The organism is Nocardiopsis exhalans (genome assembly GCF_024134545.1).
Classification (GTDB): Bacteria; Actinomycetota; Actinomycetes; order Streptosporangiales; family Streptosporangiaceae; genus Nocardiopsis; species Nocardiopsis exhalans.
Genome location: NZ_CP099837.1, coordinates 5,480,668 through 5,500,731 on the forward strand (window position 1 = coordinate 5,480,668; position 20,064 = coordinate 5,500,731).

The 20,064-nt window shown below is 69.4% G+C and carries 16 protein-coding genes and 5 tRNA genes; 15 read left to right on the forward strand and 6 right to left on the reverse strand.

Going from position 1 to position 20,064, the window contains the following annotated elements:
• Nucleotides 1-3: 3 nt before the first annotated feature.
• The 7 genes from NE857_RS24200 to NE857_RS24230 all read left to right on the forward strand — a co-directional run bounded on the left by NE857_RS24200 (nt 4) and on the right by NE857_RS24230 (nt 6,742).
• Nucleotides 4-2,196: an acetyl/propionyl/methylcrotonyl-CoA carboxylase subunit alpha gene (locus NE857_RS24200; RefSeq protein ID WP_425572134.1), complete on the forward strand. Its 2,193-nt coding sequence runs from the start codon at nt 4-6 to the stop codon at nt 2,194-2,196.
• On the forward strand, nt 2,193-3,350 hold the full coding sequence (locus tag NE857_RS24205; protein WP_254417790.1) for an acyl-CoA dehydrogenase family protein: 1,158 nt from the start codon (nt 2,193-2,195) through the stop codon (nt 3,348-3,350). Before NE857_RS24200 ends, NE857_RS24205 begins: the two co-directional genes overlap by 4 nt.
• Nucleotides 3,351-3,484: 134 nt before the next feature.
• Nucleotides 3,485-3,748, forward strand: coding sequence for a type II toxin-antitoxin system Phd/YefM family antitoxin (locus tag NE857_RS24210; RefSeq protein WP_254417791.1), 264 nt, complete (start codon nt 3,485-3,487; stop codon nt 3,746-3,748).
• The gene (locus NE857_RS24215; protein ID WP_254417792.1) at nt 3,741-4,145 is read left to right on the forward strand and encodes a type II toxin-antitoxin system VapC family toxin; all 405 of its coding nucleotides are present in this window, start codon (nt 3,741-3,743) and stop codon (nt 4,143-4,145) included. Before NE857_RS24210 ends, NE857_RS24215 begins: the two co-directional genes overlap by 8 nt.
• A gap of 293 nt (nt 4,146-4,438) precedes the next feature.
• The gene (locus tag NE857_RS24220; protein WP_254417793.1) at nt 4,439-5,383 is read left to right on the forward strand and encodes a serine/threonine-protein kinase; all 945 of its coding nucleotides are present in this window, start codon (nt 4,439-4,441) and stop codon (nt 5,381-5,383) included.
• 355 nt (nt 5,384-5,738) lie between these two features.
• Nucleotides 5,739-6,428 (forward strand): hypothetical protein, encoded by a 690-nt coding sequence (locus tag NE857_RS24225; protein ID WP_254417794.1) that lies wholly within the window; start codon nt 5,739-5,741, stop codon nt 6,426-6,428.
• A gap of 155 nt (nt 6,429-6,583) precedes the next feature.
• Nucleotides 6,584-6,742 carry a hypothetical protein gene (locus NE857_RS24230; protein ID WP_184365480.1) on the forward strand — a complete coding sequence of 53 codons (159 nt, stop codon included), beginning with the start codon at nt 6,584-6,586 and terminating at the stop codon, nt 6,740-6,742.
• Nucleotides 6,743-6,838: 96 nt separating this feature from the next.
• Here NE857_RS24230 and thrS read toward each other — a convergent pair whose 3' ends face one another.
• Nucleotides 6,839-8,815 carry a threonine--tRNA ligase gene (gene thrS / locus NE857_RS24235; RefSeq protein WP_017581535.1) on the reverse strand — a complete coding sequence of 659 codons (1,977 nt, stop codon included), beginning with the start codon at nt 8,813-8,815 and terminating at the stop codon, nt 6,839-6,841.
• 603 nt (nt 8,816-9,418) lie between these two features.
• Between thrS and NE857_RS24240 the strand changes: the two genes are divergently transcribed.
• Nucleotides 9,419-9,751 carry a PGPGW domain-containing protein gene (locus tag NE857_RS24240; protein ID WP_254417795.1) on the forward strand — a complete coding sequence of 111 codons (333 nt, stop codon included), beginning with the start codon at nt 9,419-9,421 and terminating at the stop codon, nt 9,749-9,751.
• Between the two features lie 199 nt (nt 9,752-9,950).
• Here the strand turns inward: NE857_RS24240 and NE857_RS24245 are convergent.
• A tRNA-Val gene (locus tag NE857_RS24245) sits at nt 9,951-10,024 on the reverse strand.
• Nucleotides 10,025-10,504: 480 nt separating this feature from the next.
• Between NE857_RS24245 and NE857_RS24250 the strand changes: the two genes are divergently transcribed.
• Nucleotides 10,505-10,927 carry an SsgA family sporulation/cell division regulator gene (locus NE857_RS24250; protein ID WP_254417796.1) on the forward strand — a complete coding sequence of 141 codons (423 nt, stop codon included), beginning with the start codon at nt 10,505-10,507 and terminating at the stop codon, nt 10,925-10,927.
• Nucleotides 10,928-11,113: 186 nt separating this feature from the next.
• On the opposite strand, the gene NE857_RS24255 is transcribed toward NE857_RS24250, so the two are convergent.
• Complete coding sequence (locus tag NE857_RS24255) at nt 11,114-11,956, reverse strand: aminotransferase class IV (protein WP_254417797.1); 843 nt, start codon at nt 11,954-11,956, stop codon at nt 11,114-11,116.
• Nucleotides 11,957-12,230: 274 nt separating this feature from the next.
• Nucleotides 12,231-13,028: a globin family protein gene (locus NE857_RS24260; protein WP_254417798.1), complete on the reverse strand. Its 798-nt coding sequence runs from the start codon at nt 13,026-13,028 to the stop codon at nt 12,231-12,233.
• Nucleotides 13,029-13,578: 550 nt separating this feature from the next.
• Here NE857_RS24260 and NE857_RS24265 point away from each other — a divergent pair.
• From NE857_RS24265 to NE857_RS24285, 5 genes are all read left to right on the forward strand, one after another.
• Nucleotides 13,579-14,010, forward strand: a complete 432-nt coding sequence (locus NE857_RS24265) for a roadblock/LC7 domain-containing protein (protein WP_254417799.1) — start codon at nt 13,579-13,581, stop codon at nt 14,008-14,010.
• 171 nt (nt 14,011-14,181) lie between these two features.
• A tRNA-Gly gene (locus NE857_RS24270) sits at nt 14,182-14,254 on the forward strand.
• A 70-nt stretch (nt 14,255-14,324) separates the two neighbouring features.
• A tRNA-Gly gene (locus NE857_RS24275) sits at nt 14,325-14,397 on the forward strand.
• Nucleotides 14,398-14,446: 49 nt separating this feature from the next.
• Nucleotides 14,447-14,521, forward strand: a tRNA-Cys gene (locus NE857_RS24280).
• A 20-nt stretch (nt 14,522-14,541) separates the two neighbouring features.
• Nucleotides 14,542-14,615: transfer RNA gene (locus NE857_RS24285), tRNA-Val, on the forward strand.
• A gap of 218 nt (nt 14,616-14,833) precedes the next feature.
• Here NE857_RS24285 and NE857_RS24290 read toward each other — a convergent pair.
• Complete coding sequence (locus NE857_RS24290) at nt 14,834-16,288, reverse strand: MFS transporter (protein WP_254417800.1); 1,455 nt, start codon at nt 16,286-16,288, stop codon at nt 14,834-14,836.
• A 143-nt stretch (nt 16,289-16,431) separates the two neighbouring features.
• Here NE857_RS24290 and NE857_RS24295 point away from each other — a divergent pair, with 143 nt between their 5' ends.
• On the forward strand, nt 16,432-17,040 hold the full coding sequence (locus NE857_RS24295; RefSeq protein ID WP_254417801.1) for a TetR/AcrR family transcriptional regulator: 609 nt from the start codon (nt 16,432-16,434) through the stop codon (nt 17,038-17,040).
• Between the two features lie 70 nt (nt 17,041-17,110).
• On the opposite strand, the gene NE857_RS24300 is transcribed toward NE857_RS24295, so the two are convergent.
• Nucleotides 17,111-19,987, reverse strand: coding sequence for a LuxR C-terminal-related transcriptional regulator (locus NE857_RS24300; protein WP_254417802.1), 2,877 nt, complete (start codon nt 19,985-19,987; stop codon nt 17,111-17,113).
• Between the last annotated feature and the right edge of the window lie 77 nt (nt 19,988-20,064).

The window sequence follows — 20,064 nt, forward strand, 5'->3', positions numbered from 1 at the left end:
CCCTTGACCACGACGCCAAACAGAACTTCGACCGAACCCGGCACAGCCGGTACAGCCGACGGTCTCGGCCCGACCACCGTGCTGGTCGCCAACCGGGGCGAGATCGCGCTCCGGGTGATGCGCACCCTGCGCCGCACCGGGCTGCGTTCGGTCGCGGTGTACACCGACGCCGACGCCGCCTCCCCGCACACCCTGGCCGCCGACGAGGCCTACCGGGTGGAGCGCTACCTGGACGCCGACGCCATCGTCGCCGCGGCCCTGGCCGGCGGGGCCACCATGATCCACCCCGGCTACGGATTCCTGTCCGAGAACGCCGACTTCGCCCGGGCCTGCACCGACGCCGGTCTGGTCTTCGTCGGCCCGCCCGCTGCCGCGATCGAGGCGATGGGCGACAAGATCCGCGCCAAGGACACCGTGGCCGCCGCGGGCGTACCGGTCCTGGGCGGGTTCACCGAGAAGCCCGGCCAACCCCTGCCCGACGACGAGCTGCTGCGCGCGGCCGCCGAGACCGGGTACCCGCTGCTCATCAAGCCCTCCGCCGGAGGCGGCGGCAAGGGCATGCGGGCCGTGCACTCACCCGAAGCGCTGGTGACCGACGCCGCGTCCGCCCGCCGCGAGGCGCTGGCCTCCTTCGGTGACGCCACCCTGCTGGTGGAGAAGCTGGTCCAGCGGCCGCGCCACATCGAGGTGCAGGTCCTGGCCGACGCCCACGGCAACGTCCTGCACCTGGGCGAGCGCGAGTGCAGCCTGCAGCGCCGCCACCAGAAAGTGGTGGAGGAGGCACCCTCCCCCCTGCTCAGCGAGGAGCAGCGGGCCACCATGGGCGAGGCCGCGGTAGCCGCCGCCCGCTCCTGCGGTTACGTGGGCGCGGGCACGGTGGAGTTCATCGCCGAGACCGGGGCCGACGGCGAGCTGTCGTTCTCCTTCCTGGAGATGAACACCCGCCTACAGGTGGAGCACCCGGTGACCGAGGAGGTCGTGGCTGTGCGCGGCGAGCGCGGCGTGGACCTCGTGGAGCTCCAGCTGCGCGTGGCCGCCGGTGAGCCGCTGCCCTTCACCCAGGACGAGGTCTCGTGGGTCGGGCACGCGGTGGAGACCCGGATCTACGCCGAGGACGCCGACCGCGGCTTCCTGCCCTCGGGCGGTCCGATCCTGGCGCTGCGCGAGCCCTCGGGCCCGGGCGTTCGCGTGGACTCAGGGGTGGCCGAGGGCGGCAAGGTGACCTCCGACTTCGACCCCATGCTGGCCAAGGTGATCACCTGGGGTGCGGACCGGGCCGGGGCGCTGCGCCGGATGGACGCGGCGCTGGCCTCCTACACGCTGCTGGGCTGCGTGACCAACACCGCCTACCTGCGTAGGCTGTTGCTGCACCCGAGAGTGGTGGCCGGTGACCTGAGCACCGACCTGATCGCCCAGGACCCGCCGCCCGCCGCCCCCGAGGGCGTGCCGGAGGAGGTGTACGCGGCCGCGGCCGTGGACCACCAACTGGACCTCGAAGGTCCGCCCGGCCCCGACCGGTTCGCCGTACCCGACGGCTGGCGGATGGGCGGCCCGGCCTGGACCCCGTGGCGGCTGCGCGCGCCCGGGCAGGAGGCCACCGTGGTGCGGGTCCGCCGCGACGGCGCCGCCGGGCGCTACCTGGTGAGTGTGGACGGCCCCGGCTCCGAGCCCGGCTCGGGAACCGAACCCGTCACCGGAGAGCACGAGGCAACCGGCCGGAAGCCCGTGCGGGTCAACGCCCGGCGCTCCGCCGACGGCACCCGGCTCACCGTCACCACCCCCGACCGGACCCGCACCTACCTGCGCGCCGACGACCCGGCCACCGCCCACCGCTGGCTGGGCGCCGAGGGCTCGGCCTGGACCCTGCACGAGGAGCCCGTCACCGCCGCGCTGCGCGAGGACGACGCCGCCGCCGACGGCACGGTGCGCAGCCCCATGCCCGGAACCGTGCTCGACGTCCCGGTCCGGGTGGGCCAGGAGGTCACCGCCGGGACCACCCTCGTGGTGGTCGAGGCGATGAAGATGGAGCACTCCGTGGCCGCGCCCGTGGACGGAACCGTCACCACCGTGGCGGTCCGCCCCGGTTCCTCCGTGCCCATGGACGCCGTCCTGGTCACCGTCGAACCCCTCACCGCGTCGGCCGAGAACCCGGCCGGCACCCCTTCCACCTCCACCACCGAGGAGCAGCAGCGATGAACCGCCACGAACTCTCGACCGAGCACGCGGACCTGCGGGCCGCCGTGGAGACCTTCGCCCGGACCGAGGTCGCGCCGGTGATCGGCGACTTCTACGAGCGGGGCGCGTTCCCGTACGACATCATCGCCAAGATGGGCCAGATGGGGCTGTTCGGGCTGCCCTTCCCCGAGGAGCACGGCGGCATGGGCGGCGACTACTTCGCCCTGTGCCTGGCCCTCGAAGAACTGGCCCGGGTGGACTCCTCCGTGGCTATCACCCTCGAAGCGGGGGTGTCCCTCGGTGCGATGCCGATCCACCGCTTCGGCACCGAGGAGCAGAAGAAGACCTACCTGCCCAAGCTGACCTCGGGCGAGGCGCTCGGGGCCTTCGGCCTGACCGAACCGGACGGCGGTTCGGACGCGGGGGCGACCAAGACCACCGCGCGCCTGGAGAACGGCGAGTGGGTGATCAACGGGACCAAGTCGTTCATCACCAACTCGGGCACCGACATCACCGCCCTGGTCACGGTGACCGCGGTGACCGGCAAGCGCGGGGACGGCCGCCCGGAGATCTCCTCGATCCTGGTTCCCAAGGGCACCCCGGGCTTCTCCGTGGGCCAGAAGTACTCCAAGGTCGGCTGGAACGCCTCGGACACCAACGAGCTCGTCTTCGAGGACTGCCGCGTCCCCGAGGCCAACCTGGTCGGTGAGCGCGGCCGCGGCTACGCCCAGTTCCTGCGCATCCTCGACGAGGGCCGTATCGCGATCGCCGCGCTCTCCGTCGGGCTCGCCCAGGGCTGTGTGGACGAGAGCGTGCGCTACGCCCACGAGCGCCAGGCCTTCGGCCACAGCATCGGCGCCTACCAGGCGATCCAGTTCAAGATCGCCGAAATGGAGTCCCGCACCTACAGCGCGCGTCTGGCCTACTACGACGCGGCCTCCCGGATGCTCGCCGGAGAGCCCTTCAAGAAGGAGGCGGCGATCGCCAAGCTCATCGCCTCCAACGCCGCGATGGACAACGCCCGCGACGCGACCCAGGTCTTCGGCGGCTACGGATTCATGAACGACTACCCCGTGGGCCGCTTCTACCGCGACGCCAAGATCCTCGAGATCGGTGAAGGGACGAGCGAGGTCCAGAAGATGCTCATCGCGAGGGAGCTCGGCCTGCCCGCCTGACTCGCGCACCCCACAGAACCGCGGCCCCGGACAGCGTCATCGAAACCCAGATGGAGTTCCCGGGGCCGCGTTCTCGTGTCCGCGCCTCAAAGGGATCCGTAGCACGATGAGACACGCGGCGCTACGTTTGATATATGAAGACGATCACGCAGAGGGAGTTCCGAAACAAGGCCGCCGCTGTCATGGACGCGGTGGAGGCCGGGGAAACCTTCCATGTCACGCGTAACGGGGTGGAGGTTGCCGAAGTAAGGCCTATCGCCCGCAGGCGCAAACTCAGCGCACAGGAACTGGTTGAGCGCCACCAGCGCCTGCCCAGGGTCGACCATGCAGAAATGAGGGACGAAGCCGAGGATTTCTTCGGCGACGAAGATCTGGGCGGCGAGGACGAACATGCCTGAAAGCCACGCATCCGGGGTCCTCGCCACCTGCGCCTTCATTGATCTACCTGTTCTCGACCCCGCGGTCCTGCCGGACTTTCCCGAGATCACCTCCGTCACCATGGCTGAACTCCATCAGGGGATCGCCATGGCGAAGGAGCCCGTGGCCAGAGCCGCGCGCACAGAACGGCTCCAGGCCGCGGCCGTGGATTTCGTGCCGCTGCCGTTCGATGGTGAAGCTGCCGCACGCTACGGCACCCTGGTCGCCTTGACCATCGCGGAGAACCGCAGCCCGAAACCGCGCAGGATGGATCTGATGATCGCCTCGATCGCCTCCGTTCACGCGCTGCCCCTCCACACACGGAACGCGGAGGACTTCAAGGGCCTCGAAAGCGCCCTAGAGGTCATCGCGATCTGAACTCGCCTGCGTCGGCACGGTCGAGGCGGCTGCGTCGAGGCCACCGAAACCTCCGGGGTTGTCAACTCAGGGACACCGAGCACCGGGAGCTGGGCGCGCGCTCCTTCTCTTCCTGGGAGCGGAATACCTACCTCTCCACCACCCGAAAACCGGCAGAGACCCCCTGCACCGCCGAACTTCTCGGGGTTCAGGCGCGTCGGACACACCAGAGCCTCTCGCTGTGTGACGACTCCGTCACCGGCCAGGGCGGCGGTACCCCTCCGACCCCCTAACCCCCGCGAGGTACTGACGCCGTGTTCACCTCCCCACGCCGTTCCCTGCCCGCGTTCACACCCCTGGGCGCACACGACCCCGCCCGGTTGGGCCCGCACCGGCTGCTGGGGCGTCTGGGGTCCGGCGGGATGGGCACCGTCTATCTGGGCCGCTCCCGGTTCGGGCGTTTGGTCGCGGTCAAGGCCGTACACCCGGAGTTGGCCGACGAGCCGGAGTTCCGGGCCCGCTTCGCCCGTGAGGTCGGATCGCTGCGCCGCGTCCGCAGCCGCTTCGTGCCGCGCTTCATCGGCGCCGCGCCCCGGGCCCGGAGCCCCTGGTTGGCCACCGAGTTCATCCCCGGGCCGACCCTGCAGGCACGGGTCAGGGGCACCGGCCCGCTGATCGGCCGCTCCCTGGCCGGGCTGGCCGCCGGGGTCGCCTCGGCGCTGGCCGACATCCACGCCGCCGGGATCGTGCACCGCGACCTCAAGCCGAGCAACGTCATCATCTCCCCCGACGGCCCCCGCATCCTGGACTTCGGAATCGCCCGTGCCCTGGACAGCACCCTCTGCCCCCCGGCGGGTCACGTGTACGTCCCGGGCCGCGGCGGGCGTTCCGTGGACGTCGCCGCCAACACCCGGGCGGGCGGGGTGGCGGGCACCCCCGGCTGGATCGCGCCCGAGCGGCTCCTGGGCGCGCCCGCCACCACCGCCTCTGACGTGTTCTCGTGGGGGCAGCTGACCGCCTACGCCGCCACCGGCCGTAACCCCTTCGGGCGCGGGAGCGTCGGCACCGTCACCCGTCGGGTGCTGCGCGGTGCGGCCGACCTGGCCGGGCTCCCATCGGAGTTGGTCCCCCCGGTCCACGCCGCGCTGACCGCACCCGCCGCCTACCGGCCCACCCCGGAACAGATCCTGCGCGACCTCCACCTGAATCCGGCGACTCCCTGGCCACTTCCGGACAACAGGAAGCCCGCATTCACCTGATCACTCTCAGTATTCGCTCTGTGTGGTTCGCCCCGGCGATGAGTTCGGAACCGACGCCCGCCAGGCCCCCGAGAGCCGAGCATTCGCGCTGCTGGGAGCCGCTCCAGGCCGGTGCCCGCGGTCCGTCGGGGAGGGCCGTGGGACAGCCGGGGAGAGGGGCCCACCGCAGGGTGCACACCTGCCCAGTGTCACCGAGAGACAACACCGAGGGGTGACAAGCACCACTTATCGGAACAGAATGGACCCATACGGCCAGTGCGGGCCCCCTGATTTTCGGGCTCACGGCGCCCGGCCCGCGACGCGGGACAGCCACGGGCCCCTGGCCCTCATATTTCCCCACCGGAGGAGAGACCGGATGGAAGGCGCTCTGTCCCTGATCGCCCTGGTCACCGTGGTGGTGTCGGCCGGGGTGATCACGGTCGCCGCGCATTTTCGCAAGGAACGGGTCAGCGAGCTGCGGCACTGGGCCGACGAACACGGCTGGCACTACACCGAGCACCATCCGCGGCCGCTGGAGGAGGCGACCCTGCCCCCGGCCCTGCGCGGGCGCGACCCGCGGGTGCGGCACGTGCTCACCGGCCGACGCGGCGCGCACCTGGTCACGATGTACGAACTCAGCCACAGCGCCCCCGCGGCCGAGCGGCGCGGCACCGGACGGGCCCGGTACACCCACCGCGTCGTGGCCGTGCACACGCCGAGCGCCGGAGCCGAACTGGAGATCCGCCGCCGCGACCTGGCGCGTACCGTCTCCCTGGACGGCCGGGGCGGCCCGGAGGAGGTCGACCGGGCCTTCACCGAGGCCTTCCACACCGTCAGCTCCGACGACCGCTTCGCCCGCGCCGTCCTGGACCACGGCACGGTCTCCTGGCTGCTTTCGGACTGCCGCTCGCGCTCCCTGCCGGTGCGCTTCACCGGCGGCCACGTCATGACCTGGGCGGCCATGCGCCTGGACCCCGACCGCGCCCTGACCGCGGCGGACTACCTGATCGACCTGGTGAGCCGGGTCCCCGACCAAGCCTGGGAACGCGACCCCACGGGGTCCTGAACCCCGGCACCGATCACAGCACCACGGGATCGGCGAATACGCACCCGTCATCTACGGACAGAGCACAACCGTGGGTATCCGACCCCGAGCGTACGGTTCCGTCAGACGAGGCGGATAAAATCCGGCGTACCCCAACGCACGAGGAGCAGTACCCCATGAGCGACCCCAATGCCACGCACCGCATCTCGCGCGCGGACCTGTTCCGCGACGACGAGGAGGAGACCGCGCCGGACCCCAACGCCACCGCGAAGATCTCCCGCGAGGACCTCTTCAAGGACGACAAGGACGACAAGAGCCCCCGTGAGCGCGGCTGATCCGGCCCCTCCCGAATCGGCGAAGCGCCCGCCCCCTGCCGGGGACGGGCGCTCTTCGCGTGTAGGGGGGCGCCGAACGCGCCTCGGCTGCCGCCCCTACGGGCGGCGCTCGCGGACGGCGGCGACGATCTCGGCCACCGCCTCGTCCACCGGCACACCGTTGTTCTGCGAACCGTCGCGGTAGCGGAAGGACACCGCGTTCTTACTGATGTCCTCGTCACCGGCCAGCAGCATGAAGGGGACCTTCTGCTTCTGGGCGTTACGGATCTTCTTCTGCATGCGGTCGTCGCTGGCGTCGACCTCGACCCGGATCCCCTCCGCGCGCAGCTTGGCGGCGACCTCCTGCAGGTACGGGACGTGCTCGTCGGCGATCGGGATGCCCACCGCCTGGACCGGGGCCAGCCAGGCCGGGAACGCGCCCGCGTAGTGCTCCAGCAGCACGGCGAAGAACCGCTCGATCGAACCGAACAGCGCGCGGTGGATCATCACCGGGCGCTGACGGGTGCCGTCGGCAGCGGTGTACTCCAGGTCGAAGCGCTCGGGCAGGTTGAAGTCCACCTGGATGGTGGACATCTGCCAGGTGCGGCCGATGGCGTCCTTGGCCTGCACGGAGATCTTCGGGCCGTAGAAGGCGGCGCCGCCCGGGTCCAGGACCAGTTCCAGGCCCTGCTTCTCGGCCGCCCGACGCAGGGTGTCGGTGGCCTCCTCCCAGTTGGCGTCGTCGCCGATGTACTTCTCCGGGTCCTTGGTGGACAGCTCCAGGTAGAAGTCCTCCAGGCCGTAGTCGCGCAGCAGGTCCAGCACGAAGGTGAGCAGCGAGTCAAGCTCGTCCGCCATCTGCTCCTTGGTGCAGTAGATGTGCGCGTCGTCCTGGGTGAAGCCGCGGGCGCGGGTCAGGCCGTGCACCACACCGGACTTCTCGTACCGGTACACGGTGCCGAACTCGAACATGCGCAGCGGCAGCTCACGGTAGGAGCGCCCGCGCGCGTCGAAGATCAGGTTGTGCATCGGGCAGTTCATCGGCTTCAGGTAGTAGTCCTGACCGCCGTCGAGCTGCATGGGGGGGTACATGCCGTCCGCGTACCAGTCCAGGTGCCCCGACTTCTCGAACAGGGCGCTCTTGGTGGCGTGCGGCGAGTAGACGAACTCGTAGCCGCCCTCCTCGTGGCGCTTGCGGGAGTAGTCCTCCATCACCCGGCGGATGATGCCGCCCCTGGGGTGGAAGACGGCCAGGCCGGAGCCGATCTCGTCCGGAATAGAGAACAGGTCCAGCTCGGAGCCGAGCTTGCGGTGGTCGCGCTTCTCGGCTTCCTCCAGGAAGGCCAGGTACTCCTTGAGCTTGTCCTTGGACTCCCAGGCGGTGCCGTAGACGCGCTGGAGCTGCGGGTTGGTCTCCTTGCCGCGCCAGTAGGCGGCGGCGGTGCGCATCAGCTTGAAGGCCGGGATCGCCTTGGTGGTGGGGATGTGCGGACCGCGGCACAGGTCCTTCCAGCACAGCTCGCCGGTGCGGGAGTGGATGTTGTCGTAGATGGTGAGCTCACCGGCGCCGACCTCAGCGGAGGCGCCCTCGGCGGCCTCGGCGGCGCCGCCCTTGAGACCGATCAGCTCCAGCTTGTAGGGCTCGGTGGCCAGTTCGGCGCGGGCGTCGTCGTCGGAGACGGCGCGGCGGTCGAAGCGCTGCCCCTGCTTGATGATCTGCTGCATCTTCTTCTCGATGCTCTTGAGATCGGCGGGGGTGAAGGGCTCGGCGACGTCGAAGTCGTAGTAGAAGCCGTTGTCGACGGGCGGGCCGATGCCCAGCTTGGCCTCGGGGAAGAGCTCCTGGACGGCCTGGGCGAGCACGTGCGCGGTGGAGTGGCGCAGGATCGCCCGACCCTCCTCGGAGTCGATCGCGACGGGCTCGACGGCGTCGCCGTCGGAGAGCTCCCAGGCCAGGTCGCGGGGCTCACCGTTGACCAGGGCGGCGATCACGGTCCTGCCGTCCGCCTCCAGCGCCTGCCCCGCGGTAGTCGTGGCCGCCACCGCACGCGGGGTTCCGGCGAGGGTGATGTGCAGCTCAGACGCGGCGGACACGGTGACTCCTAGGGATTACGTCGATGTCGTGGATGCGAACCGGCCGGTGGCCGGGCCAGTGACCGGCACTTCGAGGCCAGGCGTTTCGCTCCCCCGATGCTATCGGCTCCGGGGTGGCGGTGCTTCTGGTTGTCCACAGGGGAGCGGCCGGTCTGCCCGAGCGGCGCGGGAGAGGCCCTGAGGCGGCGGCAGCGGCCCCGCGGCTTCAGGCAGCGAGGCGAACCGCCCTGATTCGGCCGGGGGGATTCGGCCGCGCTGGAGCATCGTCGCCCGGTTCTTCGTCGTACCCGCGAAGCTCACTGGAGAGGCCAGAACGGCCGACACCGGAAGGTTCTGTCATAGATCATCACCTTTTCCGGTGGTTCTCCGCGCCCCCTGCGGGAACCATTGATCAGACCAGCGGGATCGGTGAGAATCAGCAGACACCCGATCACGCCCATCAAGCTCGACCTGAAAGCATCCGTCGCATCGACCGAATACTGTGAGCGCATGTCACCGAGCCCACCCAACGGGCCCCCGGCCCCGGAGACATCCCCCACTCGCCATGCCCGCGTACGACGGTGGAGGCGCCTGCGCGCACGGCTCCGCCTGTTCCGAAAACGGATGCACACCCACCCTGTCCTGCACATTCCCTGGCGCGTCCTGGTCGGCACGGTGGGCACCGTCGTCGTCCTGGCCGGGATCGTCATGATGGTCCTGCCCGGCCCCGGGATCGCCTCGGTCCTCCTCGGACTGCTCATCCTCAGCACCGAGTTCCGCTGGGCCCACCGCCTGCTGCGCCCCGCGCGCGTGTGGGCGCGCCGGAGCGAGAAGTGGGCGGTCAAGACCAAGGACGAGTATCTGGAGCGCCGCCGCGAGCGCAGGGCCGCCAAGGCCGCACGCCGTGGACGCGCCTCCGACTCGGGCTCTCCTCCTCCAGGCGCTCCGACCGAGTGAGGGCGTCGACGGGGTGAGCGGAGCTCTCCCGCGGGGACCTGCTGAGGGACGGGACTTATGGGCGGGAACTTTTTCCGTTCCGACCCGACGCCGAAACCTGCCCCCGACCGCATACCCGCACGTTGCCCGAGGTTGGCCGGACCAAAACAAAAAAAGAGGGACCCAGTCCGTGCGATACGGAATGGGTCCCTCTGTCATGTGGGCGATACTGGACTCGAACCAGTGACCTCATCGGTGTGAACGATGCGCTCTAGCCAACTGAGCTAATCGCCCCTTTGGGCTGCTGCCCCGTCCGGCCTCGTCGGCCTGACAAGAAAAACTCTAGCGCATGTTTGAGAGTGGTCGACGCACCCGACTCCGCCCAGCGAACCCAGAGTCGTGTGATGGAGGTCACCATTGCTGGCCGGCGGGATCCCACAGGATTCCTTTGCCGACCACGATCCCCGCAATGAGTAGGAGTTCCCGCACCCGTGGACCCTCCCGAAGCGACCGCGGATTGACCTCCGCGTGACACGGGCCACTCATCATGGGGAAATCTTTGGTTTCCCCTGGTCATTACAGTGACGAAGGATCGTGGTGCCGCGACACGGCGCGCTGACACCGCTGGGCGGGCAGCGAGACCTCCGGTCCCACCGACCAAGAAATTCTCCGTACTCACGTCATAGTCCGCGGCCAGCCGCGTTGGAGCGAGTGAGACGGCAACCCGGCCCGCGACCCAGGACTCTGGGCCGGACGAGAAAAGGTTTGGCGAACATGAACAGTAGTGACACGACTGCCACCGCCGAGCTGGGCCTGCGACTCGTGGTCCCGGAGCGCACCGCGGTTCCCCTGGTCGCACGACTCGACTACAGCGCTGACGACCCGTACGCGATCCGCGTCGCCTTCCACACCGGCGAGGACAACCCCGTCGAGTGGATCTTCGCGCGCGAGCTCCTCACCGTGGGCATCGTTCGCCCCGTCGGCGAGGGCGACGTCCGCGTGTGGCCCTCCAAGGACGAGAGCGGCGACCGTTCGGTCAGCATCGCGCTCTCCTCGCCCTTCGGCCAGGCCGAGTTCGACACCCAGGTCTCCCCGCTGGCGGAGTTCCTCCACCGCACCTACGAGATCGTCCCGGCCGGCCAGGAGGCCCAGTTCGTGGACCTCGACGACGAGATCGAGCAGCACCTCCACTCCTGAAGGGCACGCGCGCTCCTGAGCCGCCCTCAAGAGCACACACCTGCCGGAGGGCACTCGCCCCCTCTCCTCCAGGAGCGGGCACAGCCGAGAAGCCGCAGGACCATAGGAGACGGAGAGGGGACGGCGCCTGGGCGCCGCCCCCTCTCCTGTCGTCTTCCGCACGTGTTCCCGTACGCCGTCAACCCGTCACGGGTCGATGTCGGCCGCCGAGCGCTCGGCGAACACCGCCATCGCCTTCGCCGTGACCGGCCCCGCCTCGGCCGACACGCGCTGGTCGTCGATGTTGAGGATCGGCTGCACGTCACGGCCGGTGGAGGTCAGGAAGGCCTCGGAGATCTCCGGGAGCCGCTCCATCGGAACGTCCTCCTCCTCTCCGCCGAACCACTCCAGGACCAGTTCCCGGGTGATGCCGGCCAGCGGACCTGCCGACAGCGGCGGGGTGAGGAGTTTGCCGTCGAGCACCACGAAGATGTTGCTCCCGGTTCCCTCGCAGAGGTTCCCGCTGATGTTGCGGAAGATCGCCTCACTGCCCCCGCGCTCGCGGGCGTAGGCCAGGGCGCGCACGTTGTCCGCGTAAGAGGTGGTCTTGAGCCCGGCCAGCGCTCCGAACTCGTTGCGCGGCCAGGGAGCCAGGGACACGTCCGTGGCCGGGGCGATGCCGGGGAAGGCGCCCAGTGCCACGATCGCGGTCTGCTCACCCGTGCCGCGGTCCGAACCGAGCGGCCCGGCCCCGTCCGTGACGGTGATGCGCACGCGGGCGTCGGTCAGCTCCGGGTTGGCCGCGATCGCCTGGGCCACCCCGTCCCCGATCAGTTCCAGGTCGGGCTCGTCCATACCCAGCCCCCGCGCGGAGCGGGCCAGCCGCTTCAGGTGCCGGGTGAGCGCGAACGGCCTGCCGTTCCGCGCGCGCACCGTCTCGAAGACGCCGTCCCCCACAGTGATCCCGTGGTCGACCACCGGGATCCGCGCTTCCTTCTCCTCCAGTACGGCGCCGCGGCCGTAACCGGCGCCGGCGATCCACACCCTCATTCCAACCCCCCAAGTTCTCAAGGGCCCTGGTCGGGCCGGTGACGCCTCGAATCCTCCCACCTCGAACCGTTCCTCAACAGTGTCCAGGAGTGACAGCTGATGCCACTCCCGAGCTCTGCGCGCGCCCCGAACGGTGTTGGGTGCGCTGGTCCCCCGCGTTCTCGTGCCCTGGGCCCGGGTGCGCGCATCGGGTGCGCGCTCCGGGCCGGGGTGGCGGGGTCCCTCACGCCCACGGGTTGCTGGTTCGGTCTGGACGGTCCGAGGCCCGCACCCATCACTCCGGTGGGTGCGGGGCGGTGCCGTCCGACGCCGGACCGGAAACCCCTGAGCGCGCCGCCCGATCGCGATGCTCGCCGCATCGCGGGCGGGAAGTCGTACGTTTCTTGCTGGTGGTGGGTTTCTGCCAGTGCTGCACGCCCCACCGCGAGGTGTAGGCCGCATCCACCGCGATCGCCCGCACCCCACAGGCCTGGGCCCAGCGCAACAACCGGGAGAGTGCGTGCCGCACCTGGGCATCACGATGCTCGGCGGTGCCGGACAACTCGTAGTCGAAGCGGCGCGGATCCCCGACCGGGTTTCCGTGGGTGTCCAGGTGCCAGGCGGCCAGGTGATCAGCGCTGGTGTCCACACCCACCACACCAGCGGCGAGCGCGGCCTGGAGCGGGATTTCCGGGGTGGTCGGGATCTGCCAGGGCGCCGTGAGGTACCAACGTTCCCGCTCCACGTCGTAGCCGATGCGGTAGGCCACCTGACCGCGTCGGGCCAGCGCCCACTGGTCATGGGTGGCCTTGGTGATCGCCCCCGCCCACCGCGCCGACGACTCAGGTGTCAGCTCGCGCTTGCGCGCCGACCAGGTGTGCCGGTCGTGGTCCAACCCGTGCGCGCAGCGGGCTTTGAGATCGGCGCAGGCCAGTGATCCCAGGTGGGCGCCGACCAGCCGCAGCACCCGCTCATCGCGTTCGGTGAGGCCTTTGAGGCGGATGCGCACAGCCACCCCGGTCGGGCCCGGGGCCGGGTAGGGGTCCGCGATCGGCCGCAGACCCTGCTTTGCCTGCTCTTTGGTCTTTGTCACCGGTTCGCTCACCCCCACCCCTGTGGTTCGTTTGTGTGTTCGAGGGCAACGCTAGCCGCCTCCGGGGGCATGTGTGGGGGAAACCGGGAAACTCCTCCAAGCGAGGTGGGGACGGACGTCTCTGGCCAGGACGCTCGTCACCAGGGAACGGTGTGACCTGTTCACTCATGCACGCTCGTGCGCGCTCATATGACCGCGTCCACGAACAGATAAGACCCCCGGTCTCGCCTGGAGATCCTCGAAGCCCGCCGTACCGCCGGGGCGGGACCTTGACAAGTCCCCTGTCCGGCACCGGCCGCTGGTCCGGTTCCCCAACTCTTCGCAGGACCGAGTCACCACTGGTCAGAACCGTTGGCCACCCGGGGTGGCCCACCCGGAGCCGATGGCTAGAGCCGGACAGATAAGTTACGAATGACTATCATCTGGGCAACGCTTACGCGGGACCGGTGGCAGCCTCCCCCAGCCGCCTCCGCAGTCCGGTGCACGCGAAGCGCCCCGCAGCGCGCGTGTCCCGCCACGCACGACCACACCAGACACAGCAAAGAGAGACATGACCCCACCGAGCACCGCCCGCGGCGAACTCAGCTGGCTGCTGGACGACCTCCTCACCCGCGCCTCGGGCACACAACACGCCATCGTCCTGTCCACCGACGGCCTCCTCATGGCCACCTCCAGTGGACTCGACCGTCCCGCCGCCGAGCACCTGTCGGCCATCGCCTCCGGTCTGCACAGCCTCGCGGGAGGAGCGAGTAAGCAGTTCTCCGCGGGGAACATCCGACAGAGCATCATCGAGATGGACCGCGCGTTCCTCTTCGTCGCGGCCGCCGGCGAGGGCGCGTGCATGGCCCTGATGTCGGATGCCGACAGCGACGTGGGACTGATCGCCTACGAGATGAACAAGGTGATCGAGCGGGTCGGCCAATACCTGTCCGCCCCTCCGCGCCCGGACATGCCGTCCACCCCCGCGCACGTGGAGAAGTAGCTCCTGCCGCCGCGGCGGGCCGGCCAGGCCTGCCACGGCAGGGCGCGCACAAGACCCCCGAGCAGCCCCCACACAATCGATTTCGCACTTCCCCCAACCTTCCGCTAGAGTTCTTAACGCAGCGAGGGACGCGGCGCCGGTGAAAATCGGAGCCACACAGAATCTCGCCGCGCGGACGTGGCTCAGCTGGTAGAGCATCACCTTGCCAAGGTGAGGGTCGCGGGTTCGAATCCCGTCGTCCGCTCGAGCGATTCGCTTTAGGCCATCACAAGTGGCACAATCGGATCAGGCCTGGGGGAAACCCCGGACCACACGCGGACGTGGCTCAGCTGGTAGAGCATCACCTTGCCAAGGTGAGGGTCGCGGGTTCGAATCCCGTCGTCCGCTCGGAGAAAGGCACGCATGGGTGCCACTCGGTTCCCCCGTGCTTCTGCAAGCCGGAGTGGCCGAGTGGTTGAGGCAAGGGACTGCAAATCCCTGCACACGGGTTCGATTCCCGTCTCCGGCTCCATGCGCACCACATTTCCATAAGGGCGATTAGCTCAGTTGGCTAGAGCACTACCTCGACACGGTAGGGGTCACAGGTTCGAGTCCTGTATCGCCCACTCGATTCAAGGCGACCCTGTTGATCGTGTTCACGCGATCACAGGGTCGCCTTCGTCATTCCCTCTGGGGGACGCCCCCAGACCCCCTGTGGGGCGAAGCCCCACAGGGACGGGTCACCGTTACGTTTTCCAGGGCCCGCGAACAGGGACCTCGCGGTCGTTCGACGACCGACCGCGAGGTCCCTGTTTCTTTTCGGGGAACCAACCGGGTGAGAGCCCTACCCGGCGGCAGCCTGCTTGGTCTTGGCTCCGTGCACGCCGATCACGGTAGCAACCAAGGCGACCAGGGTGAACGCGCTGCCGACCAGGAACGCCGACGAGATGCCCTCGGTCAGCACACCAGCGCTGTCCGCACCGGTGGCCTCCGCCGCGCGGCTGGCCGCGCCGAACACCGCCACGAGCACGGCCAGGCCCAGGGCGCCGCCGATCTGCTGGAGTGCCTGGAGCAGGCCGGAGGCCGCACCGGAGTCCTGTGCGGGCACACCGGAGACGATGATCATGTTGAGCGGCACCACACTGAACCCCACGCCGATTCCGAACAGCAGCATCGGGCCCAGGACCCCGGTGAGGTATCCCCCGGCGGGGTCGAGCAGGGTCAGCCAGAGCGCGGCCAGACTGATCAGCGTCACACCCGCGGCGGCGATCGGCTTGGGTCCGAGCTTGGGCACGAACTTGAGAACGATCTGGGCTCCCAGGAACACCGAGACCGCCATCGGCAGGAACGACAGGCCCGCGACGATCGGTGACTGGCCCAAGACCTCCTGGAGGTACTGGACCAGGAAGAAGAACATCGCGAACAGGGTCGCCGGCACCAACAGCATGTTCAGGAAGGCCGCGGCCCTGCTGCGCTCGGCGAACAGGCGCAGCGGCATGATCGGCTGGCCCGCCTTGCTCTCGATCAGGACGAAGACCGCCAGCAGGGCCACACCCGCCACGAAACAAGCGATGGTGACCGGGTCGGCCCACTGGCCCTCGGCGGCGCGCAGGAACCCGTAGACGAGCGCGACCAGGCCAGCCGTGGAGGTGAGAGCGCCACCGAGGTCGAACCGTCCCTGGTTGCGCTGCGCCTCCCGCAGCGCGAGCGGCGCCAGGACGGCGACGGCGATGCCGATGGGGACGTTGATGAGCAGCACCCACCGCCAGGACACCAGGAAGGTGATCACACCACCGACCAGGAGCCCCAGGGCCATGGCCGATCCGGTGACCGCGGAGTAGACCGCCAGGGCGCGGTTGCGCGGCGGCCCCTCCTCGAAGTGGGTCATGAGCAGGGCGAGGGTGCTCGGTCCGGCGAGCGCGGCGCCCACACCTTGGAGGGCGCGTGCGGCGATGAGCATCTCGGCGGAGACCGCCAGCCCGCCCAGGAGGGAGGCGAAGGTGAAGATCAGGACCCCGGCGACGAAGACCCTGCGGCGGCCGAGGATGTCCCCGGCCCTGCCGCCGAGCAGGAGCAGGCCTCCGAAGGTCAGAGCGAAGGCGTTGACGACCCAGGCCAGGCCGGTGGGTGTGAAGCCGAGGTCTTCCCGGATGCTGGGCAGGGCGATGTTGAGGACGGTCATGTCAAGCATGAGGATCATCTCGACGCCGACGATCACCGCCAGGGTCAGGCCGGGCCAGCGGGGTACACCGGACGGGGAAGCTCCCGTCTGCGCGGAGGATGAGGTTTCTGCGGACACTGTCGTTTTCTCCCAGAGGTGCGCGGGTACAAACCGGACTGCAATAGAGGACATCTTCGTCCACTATATAGTGGACGGATGAGTTCCTTGCAAGGGTTTGTAGGATTGCGTTCGAACACCGACTGCGGAGAGGTGCCGTGCTGATGGGCCAGAGGACCGGGGCGCAGGCCACGGAGGACGCCCCGACGACGCGCCGCAGGGGCGAGGAGCTGCGGCAGGCGATCTTCACCGCCGTCTTCGACGAGCTGCGTACGACCGGCTACGCACGCCTGACCATGGAGAGCGTCGCCGCTACCGCGAGCACCGGAAAGTCCGCGCTCTACCGGCGTTGGCCGGACAAGGAGGCAATGGTCCGCGACGCCTTGCGCAGCACCCTGCCCGACCCGCACGCGGTGCCGCTCACGGGTGACACGCGTACCGACCTCACCGCCCTCCTGAGTTTCCTCCAGACCGTGTTCAACCGGTCCAGCGGAACGGTCTTCCAGGTCGTGGCCTCGGAGGTGGGCGCCGAGACCGGATTCATGCGCTCCCTGGTCAACGACCACGCGGTGGCACCGTGCAAAGAACGCATCCAGGAGGTCCTGCGCGACTCACTGACGCCCTCGGACGACATGAACGCTGACCTGGCCCTGCTGGCCGAGGTCGGCCCCGCGATGCTCACCCACCACTGCCTCACCGGTGAGCCCTCGATCCCCGACGACTACGTGACCGAGATCGTCGATGTCGTCCTCATGCGCCTGACCAAGGCCTGACGCCCGGCCCCGGGCCCGTCCGCGGAGGGAACACCCCATGCCCCGCGCGGACGGACAGCCTCCACGAGGCCTACCGAGGCGGAGCCCCCAGTTCCCGTCCGTTGAGCAACCATGCCAGCTGGGTCCGAGAGCTGATGTTGAGCTTGCGATAGATCCGGGCCAGATGAACGTCCACGGTCCGGGGGCTCACGGAGAGCTCCTGTGCGATGCTGCGCGTCCTACGACCGGTACGGGCCAGCGCGGCGATCTCCCGTTCCCTGTTGGTCAGTCCGGCCAGGATCTCCCTGGTTTCCCGGTCCTCCTCCGTTCGCCGGCCCCGTGTGCGCTCCAACCGCTCGCCGATGCTCGCGACCGTGGCCTCGTTCCCGCACTGGTTGGCCAGGTCCATGGCCAGGAATAACAAGGACTCCACCAGCGCGTGCTCGCCCAGTGTCGCGGCGACGTCGGCCGCGAGGGTCAGGGCCCGGCTCCGGAAACCGATCATCCCGACCCGGGAGAAACCGTCGGCTGCCTCCCGGTAGAGGGCCAGCGCCTGCTCCCCCTGCTCCCGGGCGACCGCCGCGTGGCCCCGGGCGACCATGGCGATGGCATCCAGGTAGGGAAGCCCGAGGCTCTGGGCGCACGCGGTCGCGCGCCGCGCCCACTCGTCAACGTCGGTGTACCCGATCTCGACGTTCACCGCGGCCAGCATCTCAAAGCACGCCGGGCGCAGGATCGGCGGGAACTGGGGCAGCTCCGGCCCGCCGCCCGCGTCCAAGATCAGCATCGAGCAGCGCCGCGGGTCCCCGCTGCTCCACGCGGCGGTGGCGAGGGACAGCTTCGCGCTCAGGCCAAGCCAGGATCCCCCCTTGTGCAGGTTGCGGACGGTACGCTCCGCGAGCGGGACGAGGTCCTGCTCCTTGTTCTCGAACTCCAGCCACATCATCCCCTGTAACTCCAGGGCCAGGGCGATGCTCTCCACGTTCTCGGCCCGTATCCGGTGCGCGTTCTCCCGAGCGTCCTCGATGACGCTCCTAGCCTTGGGGATCAGGCCGGTCCGCCGGTAGACCGTGCTCAAACCGAGGAGTTGGAGCACGAGCACGAGCCGCTGCCCGAACCTGCGGGTGAGCGCGCGCCCCCGGATGAAGTGCCGCTCCGCCGCGTCGAACTCTCCGAGGAACGTCTCCGACCAGCCGAGGATGGCCAGGTAGGCGCCCTTGTGTGCCATGCGCTCGTCGGGTTCGGCATCGATCGTCAGCGCTGACTCCCGCGCGGACTCCCGAGCCATCGCGACGTCACCCTCCAGACTCCCGCAGAAGGCGCGCAGGGCCAGGACCCCCGCGACCGATAAGCGGTCGTCTTCGGCGGTGGCCGTCTGCCACGCCGCCACGATCTCCTCGTCCGTGGGGGGATGACCGTCGAAGAGCGCGACGAGGGCGCGTGAGATCGTCAGTTCGACCTGTGCCATCCTCGCTTTCCGACTAGCGGGAGTGGTTCCGGCTCTGAGCAGGTTCTGGGCCTCGGCGTAGCGTCCCATGAAGCACTCGCTGAGCGCGCATACCGAGGCGGCCTGGACTCGTTGGAAGTCCGGCAGGCTCGTCTCGGTCATGAGCGCCTCGTGCAGAAGGTCGCAGCTCTCGGTGAGGCGCCCCGAGTTGGCCAGCGCGCTCGCCAACATCAGGATCACGTTCCCTCGGGTCTCTCCCGCGGGCGCGGACTTCAGGCCGTGCCTGAGCCAGCGGATGGCGTCCTCGGGAGAACACGCGATCACCTCCTCCGCCGCCTTCAGTAAGACAGACACGTCCGAAGCGGAGGGCACCGCCTGGGCACCCTCGATATGGCGGGCCAGTTCCGTGGCCGCGACCCTCTGTTCGGCGAGGCTGTCGGCCAGTTTCCGGTGGAGCGCCGCCTTGCGCACCGAAGAGACCGCGCCCCGGACCACATGGCGCAGCACCTCATGGCGGAAGTAGTAGGCGGTCCCGGTCTCGTCCGGCCGGAGCAGATCCCGCGCGCACAAGTGACGCAGCGCCCTGTCCCCGCGCTCAGCGGACAATCCGACAGCCGCGGACAGGGCTCCGGGGTCGAAGACCTCCGTACCCATAACGGCTGCGGCGTCCAACAGCAGGGCGGCGTCGGGCGGGAGCAGGTGGATGTCGCCAAGCAATTGGGGGGCTTCCTGCTCGGGCAGGTCGTAATCACGCACCCCGTCCCGTACCGCGACCCGGAGGGCTCGAAGGTACAACGGGTTCCCCTCGCCCCGACGGTGCAGTTCCTCGATCCCGTTCGGACCGAGCTGTCGGGCATGTTCCTCCCCGATCAGGCTAACGGTCTCCTTTGTGTCGAGGGGGCGCAGCTCGACCCGGGTCGCGGTGCCCAGCCTCACGGCGCGCGCGAGTTCGACCTTCAAACCGAGTTGGGTCTGTCGGGGGCGGCGGGCCAGGATGAGGGCGAGGGGGATCTCGGGCGGGCGACGGAGGAGATCCTCCAGCAACGCCGCGGAATCGGGATCGGCCCAGTGTGCGTCATCGACCACGACGACCGTGTCGCGCCGGGCCATCCCCCGGAGCAGTGAGTGCAGGAAGGCACGTGCGCGGAGCAGGCGCTCCGCCTCCCCCGTCGGGGTCAGTGGCTCAGAGCTCCCGCCCTGGTCCCGACTCCACCACGCCTCATCACCCGAGTCGGAGCGCGGGAGCGGGGCAGAGGAGGACGAGAGCCCTCGAAGGAACTGGAAAGCCAGTGCGGAATCGCGTTCGAGCAGATCCGACCTGGCCACTTGATAACGCATCTCGCGGACCGCTTCGACGACGCAGTCCAAGAGGTAGCTCTTGCCCATGCCCGGACCGGCCTCGATGTCGACAACATGAAGCCGCCCCCCGTGATGGCCCTCGATTCGGGAGAGGATGTGCTCGAACTGGTCTCCTCTGAGGAGTGCCCCGACCCTGAAACACCTTGTTCTCGCCCCCGCCATAGGAAGTGGCCTTTCGGCTCCGGGCGGGCACCGGCCAAGATCTCCGTGCGAGAGACACGCCTGGTGCCCGCCTGACT

Bases quoted from the DNA above. Each gene is read 5' to 3' on its own strand.
- NE857_RS24205 (WP_254417790.1), top strand. From the start codon at position 2,193: ATGAACCGCCACGAACTCTCGACCGAGCACGCGGACCTGCGGGCCGCC.
- NE857_RS24210 (WP_254417791.1), top strand. From the start codon at position 3,485: ATGAAGACGATCACGCAGAGGGAGTTCCGAAACAAGGCCGCCGCTGTC.
- NE857_RS24215 (WP_254417792.1), top strand. From the start codon at position 3,741: ATGCCTGAAAGCCACGCATCCGGGGTCCTCGCCACCTGCGCCTTCATT.
- NE857_RS24225 (WP_254417794.1), top strand. From the start codon at position 5,739: ATGGAAGGCGCTCTGTCCCTGATCGCCCTGGTCACCGTGGTGGTGTCG.
- NE857_RS24230 (WP_184365480.1), top strand. From the start codon at position 6,584: ATGAGCGACCCCAATGCCACGCACCGCATCTCGCGCGCGGACCTGTTC.
- NE857_RS24240 (WP_254417795.1), top strand. From the start codon at position 9,419: ATGCACACCCACCCTGTCCTGCACATTCCCTGGCGCGTCCTGGTCGGC.
- NE857_RS24250 (WP_254417796.1), top strand. From the start codon at position 10,505: ATGAACAGTAGTGACACGACTGCCACCGCCGAGCTGGGCCTGCGACTC.
- NE857_RS24255 (WP_254417797.1), bottom strand. From the start codon at position 11,956: ATGAGGGTGTGGATCGCCGGCGCCGGTTACGGCCGCGGCGCCGTACTG.
- NE857_RS24265 (WP_254417799.1), top strand. From the start codon at position 13,579: ATGACCCCACCGAGCACCGCCCGCGGCGAACTCAGCTGGCTGCTGGAC.
- NE857_RS24295 (WP_254417801.1), top strand. From the start codon at position 16,432: ATGGGCCAGAGGACCGGGGCGCAGGCCACGGAGGACGCCCCGACGACG.
- NE857_RS24300 (WP_254417802.1), bottom strand. From the start codon at position 19,987: ATGGCGGGGGCGAGAACAAGGTGTTTCAGGGTCGGGGCACTCCTCAGA.